The organism is Flavobacterium zhoui (assembly GCF_042787235.1).
GTDB classification, from domain to species: Bacteria; Bacteroidota; Bacteroidia; order Flavobacteriales; family Flavobacteriaceae; genus Flavobacterium; species Flavobacterium zhoui.
On record NZ_JBHZPY010000014.1, the window covers coordinates 56,668 to 76,613 of the forward strand.

The window sequence follows — 19,946 nt, forward strand, 5'->3', positions numbered from 1 at the left end:
AAAAAGCCAATATGAAATTAGTAAACAATTTCGCATTGGCTTTTTGCTTTTAAAAGCCATTTAGGAATTTAATTTTGAAACATTTATTTGAAAATCGCTTTATGTATTATAGTATATTTGGTTTGAAAATTAAGAGTATGAATAATAACAAAAATGTTTTTAAAATAAGCTATTTAACGGTTTTACTTTTTTGCACAACATTTTTAAATGCACAAAATATCGATATCAATATTTTGCGTGATATCAATGTTCACAGAAATACATCCTTAGACCACACTTTTAAGACAATAACAAATAGTGCGATTCCAATTAGTGTAGCAGCACCAATTATTATTTATTCCGTAGGATTAATTCAGAAAGACAGTACAATCAAAAAACAGGCAATATTTATTGGAGAAACTTTTCTGGTTTCAGCATTTATAACAACTGCTTTAAAACGTACTATAAAGCGGGAGAGACCATTTGATACGTATTCAGATATTGATCAGGCGACGTCGGCACCGGGTTATTCATTTCCTTCCGGTCATACTTCTACCGCTTTTGCAACAGCAACGTCATTGAGTATGGCTTATCCAAAATGGTATGTTATTGCGCCTTCTTTTGTATGGGCGAGCGCAGTAGGATATTCTCGAATGCATTTAGGGGTACATTATCCCACGGATGTATTTGCTGGAGCAATTATAGGAAGTGGCTCTGCTTATATAACGTATAAAGCTAATAAATGGCTTAACAAGAAAAGGTCTAAAAAGGAAAGATAATTGCTATTAAGAATAGGATTCACTGAAAAAAAGGCAAAATGAAAATACTGAATTACATAACAAAAACAGTCTGGATATTATCACTAGTTAGTCTATTTACGGATACAGCGAGCGAAATGCTTTACCCAATAATGCCTATATACCTTAAATCGATTGGGTTCTCGATTGTATTAATTGGTGTTTTAGAAGGCTTTGCCGAGGCTTTAGCTGGATTAAGTAAAGGATATTTTGGTAAGTTATCTGATAGTTCAGGTAAACGTGTTCCATTTGTGCGTCTGGGCTACGGTTTTAGTGCTATTTCAAAACCCATGATGGCGGTATTCGTCTTCCCTCTTTGGATATTTTTTGCCCGAGCAATTGATCGTTTTGGAAAAGGAATTCGTACTGGTGCAAGAGATGCTATTTTATCTGATGAAGCAACTGCTGAAACGAAAGGAAAGATATTTGGATTTCATAGATCAATGGATACGTTCGGTGCCGTTCTAGGACCTGTTGTAGCTTTGATTTATCTTCATTTTTATCCACAACAGTACAAAACGCTTTTTTATGTTGCTTTTATTCCAGGCTTACTAGCGGTATTTGCTTCTTTTTTGCTTAAAGATAAACTTAAGATACAGGTAACGGAGGTAAAACAGACTTCGTTTTTCTCGTTTCTTAGCTATTGGAAAACAAGTCCTGCACAATATCGAAGATTAGTAATTGGACTATTAGCTTTCGCCTTATTCAATAGTTCCGATGTTTTTTTACTTTTAAAAGCCAAGCAAGCAGGTTTAAATGATACTGTGGTAATAGAGATTTATATTTTTTACAATTTGGTTTATGCTCTTTGTGCATTTCCATTAGGAATTTTTGCTGATAAAATTGGATTGAAGAAAATGTTTACTTTTGGACTTTTTCTATTTGCAATTGTCTACTTTGGAATGGCATTTACTATAAACAGTTATATTATTGGTGGATTATTTATAATTTACGGTGTATATGCTGCTGCAACCGAAGGGATTTCGAAAGCATGGATCAGTAATATTTCTGATAAAAAAGATACTGCGACTGCTATTGGAACTTATTCTGGATTTCAAAGTATTTGCGCCTTATTGGCCAGTTCTTTTGCCGGAGTCCTTTGGTATCAATTTGGTGCGAATACTACATTTTTTATTACTGGGATAACCACATTACTTATTATTATTTATTTTTCGTTTTTCATTAAATATAAAACAATTTAAAATGGCATCCCAACATAAAACTTTACCGGAGAACAAATGTTGCGCAGCAGAAGAAAAAAAAGTTAATAAAATGGTCAAAGATGTGGGATGTTGTTCGCACGATGATTCAGAAAACCATGCTGATGATGATCACGACCACGATCATTCAAATGGGAACGATACTGTTTTTAAAATGTTCTTGCCCTCAATAATAAGCTTACTACTGCTATTAGTGGCAATCGCATTAGATAATTATTTTCCCCAAACTTGGTTTGTGGGTTGGGTTAGGATTGTATGGTTTTGTGTCGCTTATATTCCGGTAGGTTTGCCCGTATTGAAAGAAGCTTTTGAAAGCATACGCAGAGGTGCTTTTTTTTCTGAGTTTTTTCTAATGTGTATTGCTACACTCGGTGCTTTTGGAATTGGCCAATATGCTGAGGGTGTTAGTGTAATGTTATTTTATTCTATTGGAGAATTATTCCAAATGTTAGCTGTAAAAAGAGCTAAATCAAGCATCAAGGCATTATTGGACCAAAGACCTGATTCTGCGAACGTAATTGAAGGATTAGTTACTATTTCAAAGAAAGCTTCAGATATTAAGATTGGAGAAATAATTCAATTAAAGCATGGTGAAAAATTAGCTTTGGATGGAAAACTACTTTCTGAATCTGCGACTTTCAATACAGCTGCTTTAACTGGAGAAAGCAAACCAGACAGTAAATCAAAAGATGAAATGGTTCTTGCCGGAATGATAAATCTAAATGCTGTTGCTCTGGTGCAAGTTACGATCGATTTTAAGGATAGTAAATTATCCCGAATTCTGGAAATGGTTCAGGAAGCCACTGCTAAAAAAGCGACAACCGAATTATTTATTAGAAAATTCGCGAAAATTTATACTCCAATAGTTGTTTTTCTGGCCATAGGAATTTGTTTGCTTCCAATGTTATTTGTAGAGAATTATGTTTTTAAAGATTGGTTGTACAGAGCATTAATTTTCTTAGTCATTTCTTGTCCTTGTGCATTAGTAATTTCCATTCCATTGGGTTATTTTGGTGGAATTGGCGCAGCCAGTAAAAACGGAATTTTAATTAAAGGCTCTACCTTTTTGGATATTTTGGCTTCAATTCAAGTAGTAGTTATGGATAAAACCGGAACATTAACTAAAGGGGTTTTTAAAGTTCAAAAAGTGGTAGCTGTAGGGATTTTGGAAACTGATTTGGTAAAATATACTGCCGCAATTGAAACTAAATCTACGCATCCTGTTGGTTCGGCGATAATTGAATATGCAAATGATAGCGCTAAAGATACTATTGTTACTGAGGTTGAAGAAATTGCAGGTCATGGAATGAAAGGACTTGTTGATGGAAAAGATATTTTAGTGGGAAGCACCAAATTGATGAAAAAATTCAACATCAGTTATGACCCTCTAATTGATACTATTCCATTTACAATTATAGTTGTTGCTCTCAATCAAAAATATGTGGGCTATTTTATAATTGCTGACGAAACAAAAGCGGATGCAAAAGAAGCAATTCGGAATTTGCATAGAGTAAATGTTCAAACTATTATGCTTTCAGGAGATAATCAAGCGATAGTTTCGCTTGTCGGCAAGGAGTTGAATATTGACCAAGCTTTTGGGGAATTATTGCCCGAGGATAAAGTTCAAAAAGTCTCACAACTAAAAAAACAGAACTTTAAAATAGCATTTGTAGGTGACGGAGTAAATGATGCGCCAGTTATAGCGTTGGCAGATGTAGGAATAGCAATGGGAGGTTTAGGAAGCGATGCAGCAATCGAAACCGCTGATGTAGTAATTCAGAACGACCAACCTACGAAAATTTTTACAGCAATAAATATTGGAAAAAAAACAAAACAAATAGTTTGGCAAAATATTGGTTTAGCTTTTTCTGTAAAACTGATAGTTCTAATTTTGGGAGCTGGGGGATTAGCCACAATGTGGGAAGCCGTTTTTGCGGATGTTGGTGTTGCTTTATTGGCCATTTTGAATGCGGTAAGAATTCAACGAATGAAATTTTAAAAAAATGAGTTTTTAACTTAACTTTCTCTAAAATTCCAAGCTAATTTTATTAATTTCGTTTCATTAAATTAAATACATGAAAATTGCAATAGTTTGTTATCCTACCTTTGGAGGAAGTGGAGTTGTCGCTACAGAACTAGGTCTTGAACTGGCTAGACGTGGTCATGAAATTCATTTCATAACCTATAGTCAACCAGTGCGTCTGGCTCTTTTGAATCCTAATGTGCATTACCATGAAGTTAATGTGCCTGAATATCCTTTGTTTCATTATCAACCATATGAATTGGCTTTATCGAGCAAATTAGTCGATATGGTAAAATTATATAAAATAGAATTGCTTCACGTGCATTATGCCATCCCGCATGCATATGCAGGTTATATGGCCAAACAAATGCTAAAAGATGAAGGAATTAACATTCCTATGGTTACAACCCTACACGGAACTGATATAACTTTAGTTGGGAATCATCCATTTTATAAGCCTGCAGTAACTTTTAGTATCAATAAATCAGATTATGTAACTTCAGTTTCCCAAAGTTTGAAAGATGAGACTCTTAAGTTATTTAACATAAAAAAAGAAATTGAGGTTATTCCAAATTTTATCGAATTGGATAAGAATGTTAATGACCCAAGTATTGCTTGTCATCGTTCTATTATGGCAAAAGCAAATGAACGTATCATTACCCATATTAGTAATTTTAGAAAAGTAAAACGAATTCCCGATATTATAAAAATATTTTACAACATTCAAAAGGAAATTCCTGCTAAATTAATGATGGTAGGGGATGGACCAGAAAAGGAGAAAGCTGAATATTTATGCCAAGAATTAGGTATTTCAGACAAGGTAATCTTTTTTGGGAACAGTAATGAAATTGATAAAATTCTAAGTTATACGGATTTGTTTTTGTTGCCGTCAGAGACGGAAAGTTTTGGTTTAGCTGCCTTGGAAGCGATGGCTTGGAGTGTTCCTGTAATTTCAAGTAATTCTGGAGGTTTACCTGAAGTGAATTTTGATGGAATTTCTGGTTATTTAAGTGATGTGGGTAACACAGATGAAATGGCAGAGAATGCTTTGAAAATTCTGAAAGATGATGAAACTCTAAAAAAATTCAAAGAAAATGCTTTAGATATTGCGAAAAAATTTGATATCAAAAACATTTTGCCATTGTATGAGGAGTTATATCAAAAAGCCATAATGCAATACGTATAAGGTTCTTTCTTAATTATATCCTTAATTTTATTAAAAAAAAATGAAAAAAATTGCTCTGCTATTTTTTACCGCATCGGTATTAGTCTCCTGTTCGTCCACTACTAAAATTTCAGGTAATAGGCCTTTATTTGAAATTTTAACTCAGCAAAATGATGGTGGCGCAAGTATTCGTTTTTTTGAGATTCTTTCGGAGCCTAATGAGATTAAAATGCTCCAAAGCGATGAGAATTTAAAAAATAAAATTAGTTCAAGCGATGTACAGACCGCAAATTTTGTTGTTTTAAATATGGGAGAAAAAACTACTGGGGGCTATAAAATAGGAATTGAAAATGTTATGGAAACGGATAAAAATATAATTATAACTGTCAAAGAAACTATACCTGAACCAGGAGGTATGGTTACACAAGTTTTTACAAACCCTTTTTGTGTTGTTAGAATAAATTCAAAAAAAGAAATCATTTTTAAATAAAAAAAAACTCCATTACGGAGTTTTTTATGTTTTGCCACTTTTTTACATTATAAATTAGTGTTTTCCATTTCCATGGCCTTTATCACCTTTTCCTTCTTTATGACCATTGTTGTAGTTACCATTGTCACCATGATTTTCGTATTTTTTATCATTTTTACGGTTTGAACCTATTGATTTTTGTGGTTTACCATGATATCCTTTGTAATATTTAACTTTATGACTTTTAAAGTTACTGTATGGTCTAGATCCGTGGTAATCGTTTAGTACTACTTTATATCCATTATACAAATTATAATTTCTATAAGGTCCTGGCAAATATCTAGAGCGAGTCCATGTTCCTCCATTTAAGTAAATAAATTGTGTTGCTCTAATGTCATAATAGGCTTCAACATCAGGTAAATAATAGTAATCTACGTTAGAGTATCCAACAGGACCCCATAATGGAGGAGTTCCGATATTTACATTTACTGAAACTTGGGCGTGTATAGCGCTTGAGGCAAAAAGTATAATTCCTAATGCGATTAATTTTAATGTTTTCATTTATAATATATTTGATTAATATTCATTTTTCTATCAGCTAAAAGCTAATATTTCTTACAAACCCAATAATTATGCCATAAAACTTTAGTTCACACAAAATTGGAATGTACTTTTAAAAAAAAGAGAAGCTTTATAACTTCTCTTAAATTTATATATTCAAGGTCTGTTATAGTAAAAGAATCAATAAAAGGATGATAATGATAATTGCACCAACAGAAAAATATACTCCATTTCCAGTTGATCTTAACTCAGATTTGATAGCGCGAACTTCTTTACGAAGTTGTTTTTTCTCAGAAGAATTCAATGAAGACTTATCCATTGCTTTAATTTCATCTAGGCGATTTAGCAAAACTTTTACTTCTGCAGGTACTTCTTTTGTAGTATTAGTTACTGTAACTGGTACTTTTTCAGCAGCCAAAATTGTGGTTGGGAACGCACTTAATGATAATACCATCATCATTAAATAAAAAGTGATTTTTTTCATTTTTTTTTAAGGTTTTTAGTTAAAATTATTTTAATAATGTAAAGATATAAAATAATACGCAAGATAAATTTACAAAATTTTATCATATAATTACATAATTCACACTTTATAAAATGAAGTGCTTTAATAGTAGATACTTTAATTTATTACCTATTTAAAAATTACGGTGCGTGGTTTAGCTAGTTCATAGTCTTGAAAGCCAAAATCAGTTGTTTCAAAAGAATTAGTTTTAAAAACATTTTCCCCAATATTTGGAATTGAAGGATAGTAGGAAAGGGATAATTGGAACGAACTGAAAACCAAGAAGTCATTATTTATAATAAATCCAACACTAATTTTTGAATATGCTTTACTATTACTTAACCCTTTTTCAGCATTTCCTAGCATTGCAATTGAATAATTAAAATAGGGATTCAATCTAAATCCCCAAAGATTCCATGGCGAGTAAGCTTGGGTCTGTAAAGTCAGTATTAGTTTCTTTGTACCATAATATGCACTGCTAAAACCATTAATTCCATAATTTTCATTAATGCTTAGTTGATCACCCAAAGAATTTATACGGTTTACGCCGAGTAAGACTTGCGGTTTAATAAACTGTCGTATTTTCCATCTTCCAATATCAATCAAATTAGTGAAATAATTTGCCTGAAACGAAAATGCTGTTTGGGAAGTAGTCGATTTGTCAAAGAAAGTACCTAATTCAAAATTAGTACTTAAAAATCCCCACTTATAAAAATTTCCAAAAGAAAATTGACCACCCAAATAATAGCGGCCACAGTTATTTTTATATTGATACCCACCGGTTACTCCAAATATTTTTCCAATGGGTACATCTTCTATTATTCCGTTTTTAAAAATGTATTTGTCTTCTACGAATTTTCGTGATGTGATACCAATTCCAGAAAGAATAAACTTCTCTCCTGAATAGAAATCTGTTGGGTCATAGTCAATAGTGGGACTTTCAGTATATTTCACATTTAAAAGCCGACCTGACAGAATAAAATTTGTGGTTCTGTCGCTTTCAGTATTTCCAGCAAAAATTTTAAAAGCGCGACCAATCCAAAGATCTTGTGAGTTGTATTTGAAATTTTGCTTGGCATAAATCAAATTAGAATCTTGCAATGAATCTTTTCGAAATTGTTGATCAACATAAATTCCACCGGCCCATTTTGTCAAAGGGGAATAAAAGGGGCGTTCAATATTGACGCTTTTACCGTAATAATTATCTAGATCAATATAATATCTAACGGTCGTTTTTATAAAAGTATTTTTTATGTTTGGAATACTATATGCCAAACTGTAAGCAATTTTTCCATCACTGAATCGATTTCTAAATTTATTATTAAATTCATGACCTGAACCAAGAAAATTACGTTCATTCAAATCGAAAGTAGCCCTGGAACTTGAAACAGAACCTTTTGGAATCATACTCCACGAATCTAGTACCCGCACGGTTACATCAACTGAATCTGGATTGTTTTCGATCATGTCAGTGGTAATGCTAACTCTGTTTACATATCTTTGAGTTCTGATTAAACGCTCGGATTCCCTAACTAATAGAGAATCTAATGGCCTATTCTTTTTAATAAGTAATAGATTTAGAATTGCAAGTCTGTTGGTTTTAATATGTATTCTGTTTCCTTCCCTTTCTGCCCAGTTTTTTGGTTTTTTGGTAGAATCAATTTCTGAATATCCAAATGGATCAAGGGTGAAAATGTTGATTTTTCTAATTATTTTACCTTCAAAATTGGGGTATCTTTTCTGTATGACTTTCTTCTTTGCAGTTTTTAAATTAACAGGTCTAAAAACTAGTTTATGAACTAATTTGGTGAATTTATTTTTTTTAGAATAGGTTTGAATGTTTTTATATACTTCAGAAGAATCTTTTTTTTGTTTATCGACTTGCGAAAAAGAGACTTGAGAGTAGCAGAGTAATAAAAGGAATAATATGATTTTTTGGCTTTTTAGCATCTAAAAAAACTTTGAATAGGTCTAATTATTTTGATTTTGTGATTCTAAATTGTCATCATTAATTCGGTTTATCTCCGTTTCGGTAGTATTTTCCGTAAACATGGGAACAATAATATCCGTTTTGATTATGATTTTCTTTGCCGATGTTTCTGAGTCAAAAAGTGGTAATTTGATATTTCGCCAAGTATACGTTTTTGGTAAATCATCGCCCATTAAATAGCCCCAAGGTTCTAACGATTCTATTCTGTCGAAAATTACTTTAAGAATGGCTATAATCGGAATAGCCAAAAACATTCCAGAAATCCCGCAGATTGCACCGCCTATTATAATTCCAACAATCGAAACAAATGCATTTATTTGGACTTTTGAACTTACAACTAATGGGACTAAAACATTGTTATCAATCAACTGTACAATTATGTTGACTACAATAACACCAATAATTATCGATAAATCAGGAGTGCCAGTTAGCGACGCTACAATACTTAAAGCACCTGCGAACAATATTCCGACGTAAGGGATTAAATTTAGAAGTCCCGTGATAATCCCTAATAAAACGGCATATTTAACACCTATTATCATGAAACCAATTGTAGTTAATACAGAAACCAAAATCATTTCTATTATTAAACCAACGATATAACTTTTTACAGCTACTTTTATCTGAGACAATATATCCTGTAATTTGGGATGGTATTCTTTTTTTATCAATTTAGAAAAAAACAACATGAAATGTGTTCTGTACAAAAGAATTAAAAAAGTATAAATAGGAATTAAAATAAGGTTTAGGAGTGTATCCGTAAAAGACATCAATGTCGTTCCTATCATTTCTTTTCCTTTTTTCATTGAATCCTCAGTAGCTGTGTCAAGATATTCTTTTTGTTCTCTTGAACTTATATTAAAATGGTCCCTGATATATTGCTGCATATTTTGCATGTGAATAGTGAAATTTCTTTCGATTTTATTAAAATCATTAGCCATCTCACTAATCTGAATTGATAGAAATGCAAAAAGTCCAATAAAAAATAAAATAAATAGCAAAACAGTAATCATTACTGCTATAACATGTGGAAAACGAAGTTTGTGTCTTATAAAATGAGCAATTGGCCGCAATAATATGGCAAATATAAAAGACAACAGAATTGGAATTAAGATTTCCTGACCGATATAAAAAATATAGCCAAAGCTAATCAGACTCAATAAAATCAGAGTAAGTTTTGCGTAGAATGGAAGTTTTATAGTGTCATTCATATTTTTCGGTGTATTTATCTTGTACTAAACTATAACAAGATATAATTTAAAATTTAACAAGCAAATATGAGGTAATAAAATCTTTTACTGTTTATAGATTTTTTTTAAATTGTTATATAATTTACACATAAACGGTAAAAAAAATTATAACTGCAATCACATAAATATGTTTCTATAAAATTACAATTAATCTATAAATTCTTTATCTTCAAAATGGTTTTTCATTATTGAAATTCCTTTTTGTAAAAGTAAATTGTTAGGATAGATCACCTTTTCTCCATCGTGTGTTTTTAAGTACACATGAAAAGCCCCAATATCTTCAATCTCACCTTCAAAAGGGAAATCTTTATCATGAATACGTATTACATCACCAATTTTAAACGGAAATGAAAAGAACAAAATAATACCAGAGGTGATATTACTCAAAATAGACCATTGTGCAAACATGGCAACGCCTACTACTGTTGTAATAGAGGAAAGAGCAATAAATATATCTTTGGTCTGGACTCCCCAAATTAAAACTAAAGCGATCAGCACTAAAACATTAGTAAATAGATGAATGTATTTGATGACTAAATTAGTTCGATGTTCGAGAGTATGACTTGATTTAGCATATCGCCTAACTAATTTGGTCGTTATAATTCGTAATGAAATAAATACTACTAATAATATTCCTGTACCAATTAGTTCTTTTGTATAATCGAAAATCAGATTCATATCCATGATTAATTAGGCTAATTTATTCAAATATTCGTAAACTTTATCAGTAGGCATTCCCATCACATTTGCGTAAGAACCTTCAATTTTTGAAACACCAATAAAACCTATCCATTCTTGAATCCCATAAGCTCCCGCTTTATCAAACGGTTTGTAATTCTCTATGTAATAAGCAATAGCTTCATCAGTCAGTTCATTAAAAGTAACTTTAGTAAGCTCATTAAGAACCGTTGTTTCTGAAGTAGTTTTAAAACAAACCGAGGTGATCACATCGTGAGTAGCATTCGACAAAGATTTTAGAATAGCAAATGCATCTGCTGCATCTTTTGGTTTTCCCAAAGCTTTATTGTTGTGCCAAACTATAGTATCACTCGTTATAAGGATTTCATTGGGTTGCAATTCGTCTTCAAATGCGCTTGCTTTCAGTTCAGCCAAATAATCTGTAATTGCTGCTGCTTTTAATTCCGGAGGATACACTTCTTCGATTTCTTTTAATCTGATTTCAAAATCTAAATCCAGATCTTTAAAGAATTGTTGACGTCTTGGAGAACCGGAGGCAAGAATAAGCTTGTATTGTTTTAATTTATTTTTAAGCATTGTATTTCATATTAATGGTGATTACAACAATAGATAAAATTCCGAAAAATAATATCCATTTCAGTAATAAACTCAATTGGTAAAAGTCTTTTTTTGTTTTTGCATTCCAAATTTTGATTGTAAAATATAGTAGTGGTCCCACAACAAAAAACAAGAAGTAAATAGTGGTATAAATCAATAGGAACAAATAGTTATAGATATAAAAAAGGATTGCTACCACAGGTATAAAACTTAAAACAAAAACTATTTTAGTGGTTCTGCTAATTCCTATTGCTACCGGTAAAGTATTTATTCCATGATTGTAATCTCCATTTACATCCTCTAAATCTTTAACGATTTCTCTAATGAAATTAAGGAAGAAAGTAAAAATCGCATAATCTAAAAGAATGGAGAAAATCACAGCCATTTGTCCTTGATTTCCTTCGTAGGTGGCCGGATATAAATCAAAAATGCCAATTATAACGACACTGAAAGCAAGCAATAAAGCCACAATTATGTTTCCAATGAGAACCATTTGCTTCAAGCTTGTAGCATAAAGATAAAGTGTTGCGGCTATCAAAATAAAAATGGACGCAAAACCAGGTTTCATTATCACATTTGATAAATAAAATCCAATTCCCACACCCACACAATTAAGTGCAACATATATATTGTACGCTTTTGCTTCCGAAATGAATTTGCCTACAATGACGTCTTTCGGTTTGTTATCATTATCCGTATTTTGGTCAACGATATTATTGATTACATAACCGCCTGCAGCAAGTAAAACGGTAGAGACTACTAGCAGTGCATATTGCCAATCAGCAAGTGACAATGGGATATTTTGAAATTTAAAAAAAACATATCTAAAAACGAGTTGCATAAATGCAAGCATCAGTAAATTTTGGTAACGTATTAGTTTTAGAAATGGAAACATTTATTTCATTTAAAATTTATAATTCAACATTTTAAAATAGCTACTAATCGTGTTTCCCGTCAAAATGCTCCATCCATTTTCCTTGCACTTTCATGACTTGTTCGATTACGTCGCGAGCAGCTCCTTTTCCACCGTTTATATGCGAAATATATTTACAAATCCCTTTAATTTCAGGACTTGCGTCTTGAGGACAAGTTGGTAGGCCAACTAATTTCATGACATGATAATCCGGAATATCATCTCCCATATATAAAACATGTTCCGGATTTATATTGTAGACGTCTGTATATTCATCAAAGGTTTCTACTTTATTTGGAGTTCCTAAATAAATATCCGTAATCCCAAGGTTTCTAAGTCTAATACGAACGCCTTCATTGCTTCCGCCTGAAATAATGCATACGTTATATCCGCTTTCTACAGCTGCTTTCATGGCATAACCATCGCGAATATTCATGGTTCGCAGAATATCTCCTTCATTGGTTACAAAAACGGAGCTATCGGTTAGTACACCATCGACATCAAAAATAAAAGTGGTGATATCATTCATTATTTCTTTATAACTTTTTGCCATTATGCTGTATAGATTGTGTTAGTATTTTATAAATTTTCAAATAGTTTTCATTGGATAAAAAAGCTTCATGCGCTTTAATAGTAGCACTGTCATTGCGTTTAGCAGGTCCGGTTTGAGCTTTTTCTGGCGAAAGTATCATTATTTTTTGTGCCGTTTCTGTAATTAGAGGTTTTAAAATTTCAAAAGGAACCTGATTTTCCTGACAAATTTCACTTCCTATTTGGTACAAATGATTGACGAAATTATTGACAAATACAGCCGCAACATGCAATGCTTTGCGTTGCTCTGAATTAATAGCGAAAACTTTATCTGAAATTATTTTTGCCACTTTTTCCAATAATTGAAAATCAGTCGCATTTTCGCTTTCTAAACAAATGGGGATAGTTTTAAAATCAACTTCTTTATGTTTGGTAAATGTTTGCAGAGGATAAAATACGCCTTTTCGATTATCATCATCCAAAGCATTTAAGGGAATACTTCCGGAAGTATGCACCACCAAACGGTTTTTGAATGAAAGTTGCGAAGAAACAGCAGCAATTGCATCATCAGAAACGGCTATGATATACAAATCAGCTTCTTCCAAAGTTGCTAAATCATCTGTGATTTTATCTAAATCGAGTAGGTGAGAGATACTTTCTTTTTGTCTTGAAAAAACCTGAATCAAGTCGATTTCTGTTCCCATCTTTTGGGAATTTTGAAAAGCAACAATTAAATGTTGTGCGACATTTCCAGAGCCAATAATTATTACTTTAGTCATAAGGCAAAATTAGGAAAAAAATATTAAGTGTTTTTAAGGGTTTCTTCATTAGTTTTCAAAGTATAATAGGTAGTAGAGTCAATTTTTTATCAGAAAACAAAAAGTCTTAATTTTGGATTAAATTAACAATTGTACGAATATAGAAGTCAACATTTTTAAGTACTTTTGTGGCACATTATACGAAATGAAATACCTTACAAATGATTAAAAAAATATTCTCTATTTTGTTCTCAACTCGATTAATGGCTATCCTTTTCTTATCATTTGCAATTGCAATGGGGGCCGGAACTTTTATCGAAAGCAAATATAATACTGATACAGCTAAAATTTGGGTTTACAACGCTTGGTGGTTTGAAGCAATAATGGTGTTTTTTATGATTAATTTCATAGGAAATATTAAGCGGTATCAATTATTGAAAAAAGAAAAATGGGCTACTTTATTACTCCATTTGGCTTTTATCTTTATCCTTTTGGGAGCTTTCGTAACCCGATATATTAGTTATGAAGGTATGATGCCTATTCGTGAAGGCGCTGCGGAAAATCAAGTTTTTTCAGATAAAACCTTTCTTACCGTTTTTGTTGATGGGGAATACAAAGGCGAAATGAAACGCAGAGTTTTTGAAAAACAATTATTGCTTTCGCCAGTTACTAATAATAATTTTTCTATTTCAGATAAATTTGCAGATACTGAATTCAAAGTTGAATATAAAAATTTTATTTTGGGAGCAAAAGAAGTTATTAAACCGGATCCTAAAGGTATTTTGTATTTTAAAATCGTTGAAGCAGGCGATGGCGGACGTCATGAACACCTGCTAAAAGAAGGTGAAATTCAAAATATACATAATGTGTTATTTTCATTGAATAAATATACTGAAGGAGCTATTAATATAAACATTAGCGGTGATACCAGTACCATACAAACACCATTTGAAGGTAATTATATGCGTATGGCTGATAAATTACAGGGTACGGTGACTAAAGGTGCTGCGCAACCCTTGATGATGCGTTCTTTATATACTATTGGCGAAATGCGCTTCGTATTTCCAGATCCTGCAGTAAAAGGAGTAATTGGGTATGATTCAAAAAATGATTTTAAGGAAAAGAATCATGAAGACGCTTTAGTTTTGAATGTTAGCGCGAATGGACAGAATAAAGAAGTTACGATATTGGGTTCTAAAGGTAAAATTGGAGAATCTAAAACTTTGAAAATAGGAAATATAGAATATACTTTATTTTACGGAAGTAAGGCTTATGTCTTACCTTTCAAGATAAAACTGAATGATTTTATTGCCAAAAAATATCCAGGAACGGAGAAAAGTTATTCTTCTTTTGAAAGTCAGGTTACCGTTCAGGATTCAACTAAATCATTTGATGCCAGAATTTTTATGAATAATGTTTTAGATTATAAACAATTTCGATTTTTTCAATCTTCATTCGATCCTGATGAAAAAGGAACAGTGTTATCAGTCAATCACGATTTCTGGGGAACTGCGATTACTTATAGCGGTTACTTCATTTTGTTCTTTGCAATGATGTCTATTATGTTTACCAAGTATTCCCGTTTTGCTGATTTGAAAAGAAAACTCGAAGTAGTAAAAGCGAAGAAGGCTAAATTGCTTACTATTTTAGTTTTACTGCTTAGTTTTAATGGTTTTGCCCAAGGTCATGACGATCATCAACATCAGACTCCAAGCGAAAAACAAATTGATTCATTACTGAATAAATATAAAGTTCCAGAAGATCATGCTGCCAAATTTGGACGTTTAATTATACAAGATGCTGGAGGAAGAATGAAACCAGTTAATACCTTTTCATCTGAATTGCTACGAAAAGTAAGTCATATGGAGTCTTATAAAGGTATGAATTCAGATCAGGTATTATTGTCGATGACCCAATATGCCAAACTATGGATTGAAGTTCCTTTAATTTATATCAAAGCAGGAAATGATAGCATTCGAAAAATAATTGGGGTTGATAAAGAGGCACAATATGCTCCATTTATATCCTTTTTTGATGAAAAAGGGAATTATAAACTATCTCCTTACTTGGACGATGCTTTTAAGAATGCCAATCCGAATCAATTCGAGAAGGACTTTATTGAAACTGATAAAAAAGTAAATTTGATGGAGTCGGCTTTAAGCGGACGAATATTAAAGATTTTCCCTATTCCCAACCATGAAAATAATAAGTGGATTTCCTATTTAGAATTGAATGAATCTGGGATGAAAGGAATGGATTCAACATATACTAAAAGTGTATTGCCATTGTATTTTGGGACTTTGACTAATGCGGCTGATACTAAAAATTATAAGACAGCTAATGAATTATTAGAAAGCATAAATGGTTTTCAGAAAAAATTTGGAGCTAAAGTAAGACCAAGTGAAGAGAAAATTTCATTGGAAATATTATATAACAAATCTGATATTTTCAAGAATCTTTTCATGGCTTATTTTACAATCGGCTGCTTAATGCTAATCTTTACAATACTCAATATTATTTTTGAGAAAAAGATATTGCGTATCTTGATTAATTCGTTTCATGTTATTATTGGAATATTGTTTGGCTTACATACCATTGGATTGATAGCGCGTTGGTTCATTTCAGGTCATGCACCTTGGAGTAATGCGTATGAATCCATTATATACGTTGCTTGGGCTACCATGTTCTTTGGTTTGGCTTTTGACAGAAAATCAAAACTTACGGTTGCAGCTTCTGCTTTTGTCACTTCTATGATTTTGTTTGCTGCATTTATGAACTGGATAGACCCTGAAATTGCTAATTTGGTACCCGTTCTTAATTCGTATTGGTTGATGATTCACGTGGCGGTCATTGTTGCAAGTTATGGTCCATTTGCGCTGGGAATGATTTTGGGAGCGGTTTCTCTATTACTGATATTGTTTACCAATGAAAAAAACAAAGCCAAAATGGATTTGAATATTCAGGAAATTACATATATCAACGAAATGGCATTGACAATAGGTTTAATCATGCTTACCATTGGAAACTTCCTTGGAGGACAATGGGCCAACGAAAGTTGGGGACGTTACTGGGGTTGGGATCCAAAAGAAACTTGGGCTTTAATTAGTATTATGGTCTATGCTTTTGTGATTCACGCTCGATTTGTTCCGTCTTTGCGTGGTAAATGGATATTTAACCTGATGAGTATGTTTGCTTTTGTATCCATTTTATTTACCTATTATGGTGTAAATTTTCACCTGGTAGGTTTACATTCCTACGCGAGTGGTGAAGCTAAATCATTGAGCTGGATTTGGATTTCTTTAGGAGCAATTGCATTATTTGGGGCTATTTCGTATCCAAAATATAGAAAATACTACAAGAAATAGAATAGAGATTAGGATTTTTAACGGACTATATTCAATTGCCGTTGGTTTTAACCAACGGAGCTAATGGGTTTGTTTTTGTTGGCTTTAGCCAAAATAAGAATGCTGATTTTTGGCTAAAGCCAATTCTGTTTTATAATTCTATCCGTTGGTTAAAACCAACGGCAATTAAAAAACATTAAATAAAAAAGGTTCAACTTAACGGTTGAACCTTTTCTGTTAATTATTAAAAACAAGCACTATTTATACTTTTCCTAGCGTATACAATTGTTCCATTGTAGGAGTTAAACTTCCACCTTTAGGTTCTAATGTAATACCAAAAGCTTCTGCATCATTTGCATTATCAACAGCAAACATTTTTTGATCATTAACCTTGAAATTGTCCAATAATCCTATGCTTGTAGGAGTTAATGGATTCAGTTTTAACGCCCAGACTTGATATACCATTCCTTCAGGTGGTTCCGGTAATCCTGCAGCATCTACATAAACCGCTTTGGTTTCTTTATTCCAATATACTTTTGCCGAAGATTGCGGAGCAACTGTTTGTCCACCTAAAGGTATCACAGTATTATTAACATCTCTTATAACCGCTAAACTAGTTTCGCTAGCTGTGTTTTTTAATTGTAAAGAATTTAAATCCTTTTCCATTTTTGCTTTTGTCGCTTCAACAGTTACTATCTGAGTATTGGTTTGCTCTAATTGATTGTATTGGTAACCAATACCAACTAACAATAACACAGCTGCTGCCCAACCAACATATTGCGACCAGTTGCGAGTTGGTTCCAGCTCAATGACTTTCGAATGTTTGAGCTCTAATTTCTCTTTAATTTTTTCAAATTGCTCTGCAGAAATAAACGGTGAAAAGCTGGAAGATAAAGCCACAATTGCCTTTTCTATAGCGATAATTTCGTCGTTTATTTCAGGATTATTTTTTGCCATAGCGGCCACTTCTTCATTTTCGGTTTCAGGGAGTAAACCATAAACGTAGAGTTCTAAAATACCTGATTCTATATATTCTTTTGCTTCCATTATACTTTCAAATAATTTCTTAAATCATTAATACAGTTTCGATTATGAGTTTTAACGGTTCCCAATGGAATTTCCAATTCCTCAGAAGCTTCTTGTTGGGTATATCCTTTAAAAAACAGTAAATCTATTATTTGAATACATTTGGGTTTTAGCTTTTTTACAAACTCTTGAATCCCAATAGTATCAATTTTATTGACCAGTTTGTTACTGTCGTCAAATAGATGTACGAAATTATCTGAAGAAAGGTTTTTTTGACTGTTATTAAAATTTTTAGAACGCAGTTTGTCTATTGATGTATTGCGGGCAATATTTAGAATCCAAGTGTAGAAACGCCCTTTGCTTTCATGATAGGAATCTATATTTTTCCAGATTTTGACAAATACATCCTGAAGCACATCTTCGGCTTCTTCTCTGTTTTTTACAAGAACATTGATCACTGCAAACAAGCTTTTTGAATACATATCATATAGATGTGTAAAAGCCTTGTCATCTTTCTTATATATTAATACTAACAATTCATCTTGGGTCATATACTTTTTATTTTGCTAATACAAACTTATACATTCTTAGTCACAATTGACAAATTTTATGGATATCTGCTTTAAAATAAATTTCAAATAAAAATATTTGTATTTTATTTAAGTATTTAAATACGTAATAATCAATAAATTGAATAATAAGATGATTTATTTTTAATTTTTTTTATGATTTTTAAAACCAAACCGAATACAATCCCGTAAATGCTTCTATAACCTTTTAAATTATAACAAAATGAAAAAAACAAAAATGATATTAGGTCTATCGCTAGTGGCGGTTTCGGGCTTAATTTTAGTAGCTGCTGATCACGTTGATGCTCCAGCAATAACAGGTAATGCAGCAGATATTACTGATGTGTACACTTTTCAAGGACAAGACACCAACAATCTTGCATTTGCAGTAAACACTCAAGGATTGTTAAGTCCTAATGCTACAGCCGCGGCAACATTTAATGAAAATGTTATGATTGAAATCAATATTGATAACACAGGCGACAATGTTGAAGATTTAGTTATTCAAGCCATCAAAAGAGATGACAAAATGTATTTCTTTGGACCTTACGCTCCAACAACTACAGGAACTTCAAGTACCATTAAAACTAGTGCAGCTTCAGGAAGTGTAACTATTTCTACTTACGGTGCTACTCCTTTAATAGCAGAGAAAAACGGAATGAAATTCTTTGCAGGACCAAGAGACGATCCTTTCTTTTTTGACTTAGGACAATTCAAAGCAATCCTTGGAGGAACAGCTTCTGGATTTAACAATCCTGGTACAGATACTTTTGCAGGTACAAATGTACTTTCATTAGTGGTTGAAGTTCCAAAAGCAATGTTAGGTACTTCCAGCAAAATTAATGTTTGGGCTGAAACAAAGAAAAAACAATAACTAATTTTATTTAAAACATATAAACATGAAATCGAAGATTAACGAATTCAAAAACTTAAATACAAAAATCATGAGTACAACAAATAATTTCAAATTAATAGCTTTAGCACTAGTATGTGCGGTTGTTTCAGTAAATTGTGATAATAATGATTCAGATAATAATGCTGCGGTAAGTGCTGATTTTTCAGGAACTTTTGTTCAGCAAGATCAAATGGCCAGACCAGCAATAAATACTGTTTTTATTGCAGCCGGTCAACCTAAAGATGATTTCAACGCAGCAATTCCATCAATGATGGGTGCAAAATACCAATCAATCTTTCAATCTAGATTATTAGCTTTAAATGCAGGATATACTACAAATGCATTAGGTCAAACGGCACCGCAACTGACTGGTCTTTTAGCTACTGATGTATTAAATGTTGACAAAACTAAAAAAACAACATTTTTTGACGGAACAAATATTTTAACTGGTAGAGCTTTGGCAGATGATGTTATTGATGTAGAATTATTGTTGATTTTTGGAGGACCAATGGGAACTTCAAACGCGGCACTTACTTCAGATCACGTAAATGCAAACGATAAAGCATTCGGAATTTCTTTTCCTTATTTGGCAACAGCCTGGTAATATTTTCAAAAAAAGACAGGGTACTTTCATCTTAATAGTGCTCTGTTTTTT

General features: G+C 32.3%; 19 protein-coding genes. 8 read left to right on the forward strand and 11 right to left on the reverse strand.

All coding sequences use genetic code 11. The features are described 5' to 3' along the window. Nucleotides 1–137 precede the first annotated feature (137 nt). From ACFX5F_RS14415 to ACFX5F_RS14435, 5 genes are all read left to right on the forward strand, one after another. Nucleotides 138–758, forward strand: a complete 621-nt coding sequence (locus ACFX5F_RS14415; protein WP_379852710.1) for a phosphatase PAP2 family protein — start codon at nt 138–140, stop codon at nt 756–758. A 38-nt stretch (nt 759–796) separates the two neighbouring features. Beyond that, nucleotides 797–1,978, forward strand: a complete 1,182-nt coding sequence (locus tag ACFX5F_RS14420) for an MFS transporter (protein WP_379852711.1) — start codon at nt 797–799, stop codon at nt 1,976–1,978. A gap of 1 nt (nt 1,979) precedes the next feature. Beyond that, entirely contained in the window at nt 1,980–3,995 is a 2,016-nt protein-coding gene (locus ACFX5F_RS14425; protein WP_379852712.1) for a heavy metal translocating P-type ATPase, read from the forward strand. Nucleotides 3,996–4,071: 76 nt separating this feature from the next. Next, nucleotides 4,072–5,205 (forward strand): N-acetyl-alpha-D-glucosaminyl L-malate synthase BshA, encoded by a 1,134-nt coding sequence (bshA, locus tag ACFX5F_RS14430; RefSeq protein ID WP_379852713.1) that lies wholly within the window; start codon nt 4,072–4,074, stop codon nt 5,203–5,205. A 40-nt stretch (nt 5,206–5,245) separates the two neighbouring features. Continuing rightward, nucleotides 5,246–5,674 (forward strand): protease complex subunit PrcB family protein, encoded by a 429-nt coding sequence (locus tag ACFX5F_RS14435; protein WP_379852714.1) that lies wholly within the window; start codon nt 5,246–5,248, stop codon nt 5,672–5,674. 54 nt (nt 5,675–5,728) lie between these two features. Here ACFX5F_RS14435 and ACFX5F_RS14440 read toward each other — a convergent pair whose 3' ends face one another. From ACFX5F_RS14440 to ACFX5F_RS14480, 9 genes are all read right to left on the reverse strand, one after another. Then, nucleotides 5,729–6,214: a hypothetical protein gene (locus ACFX5F_RS14440; RefSeq protein WP_379852715.1), complete on the reverse strand. Its 486-nt coding sequence runs from the start codon at nt 6,212–6,214 to the stop codon at nt 5,729–5,731. A gap of 166 nt (nt 6,215–6,380) precedes the next feature. Continuing rightward, complete coding sequence (locus tag ACFX5F_RS14445) at nt 6,381–6,698, reverse strand: hypothetical protein (protein ID WP_379852716.1); 318 nt, start codon at nt 6,696–6,698, stop codon at nt 6,381–6,383. Between the two features lie 150 nt (nt 6,699–6,848). Beyond that, nucleotides 6,849–8,669, reverse strand: a complete 1,821-nt coding sequence (locus ACFX5F_RS14450) for a BamA/TamA family outer membrane protein (RefSeq protein ID WP_379852717.1) — start codon at nt 8,667–8,669, stop codon at nt 6,849–6,851. Nucleotides 8,670–8,690: 21 nt separating this feature from the next. Then, nucleotides 8,691–9,920 carry an AI-2E family transporter gene (locus ACFX5F_RS14455; RefSeq protein ID WP_379852719.1) on the reverse strand — a complete coding sequence of 410 codons (1,230 nt, stop codon included), beginning with the start codon at nt 9,918–9,920 and terminating at the stop codon, nt 8,691–8,693. A gap of 186 nt (nt 9,921–10,106) precedes the next feature. Then, entirely contained in the window at nt 10,107–10,637 is a 531-nt protein-coding gene (locus ACFX5F_RS14460; RefSeq protein WP_379852720.1) for a mechanosensitive ion channel family protein, read from the reverse strand. 12 nt (nt 10,638–10,649) lie between these two features. Further along, nucleotides 10,650–11,234, reverse strand: coding sequence for a Maf-like protein (locus ACFX5F_RS14465; RefSeq protein WP_379852721.1), 585 nt, complete (start codon nt 11,232–11,234; stop codon nt 10,650–10,652). After that, nucleotides 11,227–12,150 carry a geranylgeranylglycerol-phosphate geranylgeranyltransferase gene (locus tag ACFX5F_RS14470; protein WP_379852722.1) on the reverse strand — a complete coding sequence of 308 codons (924 nt, stop codon included), beginning with the start codon at nt 12,148–12,150 and terminating at the stop codon, nt 11,227–11,229. Before ACFX5F_RS14470 ends, ACFX5F_RS14465 begins: the two co-directional genes overlap by 8 nt. 43 nt (nt 12,151–12,193) lie before the next feature. After that, nucleotides 12,194–12,721: a KdsC family phosphatase gene (locus ACFX5F_RS14475; protein WP_379852723.1), complete on the reverse strand. Its 528-nt coding sequence runs from the start codon at nt 12,719–12,721 to the stop codon at nt 12,194–12,196. Then, a complete protein-coding gene (locus ACFX5F_RS14480) occupies nt 12,705–13,478 on the reverse strand; it encodes a Rossmann-like and DUF2520 domain-containing protein (protein ID WP_379852724.1) in 774 nt (257 codons plus the stop codon). The genes ACFX5F_RS14475 and ACFX5F_RS14480 overlap by 17 nt, the downstream gene beginning before the upstream one ends. 200 nt (nt 13,479–13,678) lie before the next feature. Here ACFX5F_RS14480 and ACFX5F_RS14485 point away from each other — a divergent pair, with 200 nt between their 5' ends. Further along, nucleotides 13,679–16,822 (forward strand): cytochrome c biogenesis protein CcsA, encoded by a 3,144-nt coding sequence (locus tag ACFX5F_RS14485; RefSeq protein WP_379852725.1) that lies wholly within the window; start codon nt 13,679–13,681, stop codon nt 16,820–16,822. A 240-nt stretch (nt 16,823–17,062) separates the two neighbouring features. Here the strand turns inward: ACFX5F_RS14485 and ACFX5F_RS14490 are convergent, their stop codons facing one another. Together ACFX5F_RS14490 and ACFX5F_RS14495 are read right to left on the reverse strand one after the other, a co-directional pair. Beyond that, nucleotides 17,063–17,848 (reverse strand): anti-sigma factor, encoded by a 786-nt coding sequence (locus ACFX5F_RS14490; protein WP_379852726.1) that lies wholly within the window; start codon nt 17,846–17,848, stop codon nt 17,063–17,065. Next, nucleotides 17,848–18,378 carry an RNA polymerase sigma factor gene (locus ACFX5F_RS14495; protein WP_073210020.1) on the reverse strand — a complete coding sequence of 177 codons (531 nt, stop codon included), beginning with the start codon at nt 18,376–18,378 and terminating at the stop codon, nt 17,848–17,850. The genes ACFX5F_RS14490 and ACFX5F_RS14495 overlap by 1 nt, the downstream gene beginning before the upstream one ends. 241 nt (nt 18,379–18,619) lie before the next feature. Between ACFX5F_RS14495 and ACFX5F_RS14500 the strand changes: the two genes are divergently transcribed. Continuing rightward, complete coding sequence (locus ACFX5F_RS14500; protein ID WP_379852727.1) at nt 18,620–19,270, forward strand: DUF4331 family protein; 651 nt, start codon at nt 18,620–18,622, stop codon at nt 19,268–19,270. Nucleotides 19,271–19,295: 25 nt separating this feature from the next. Next, entirely contained in the window at nt 19,296–19,895 is a 600-nt protein-coding gene (locus tag ACFX5F_RS14505; RefSeq protein WP_379852728.1) for a DUF4331 family protein, read from the forward strand. Nucleotides 19,896–19,946 lie beyond the last annotated feature (51 nt).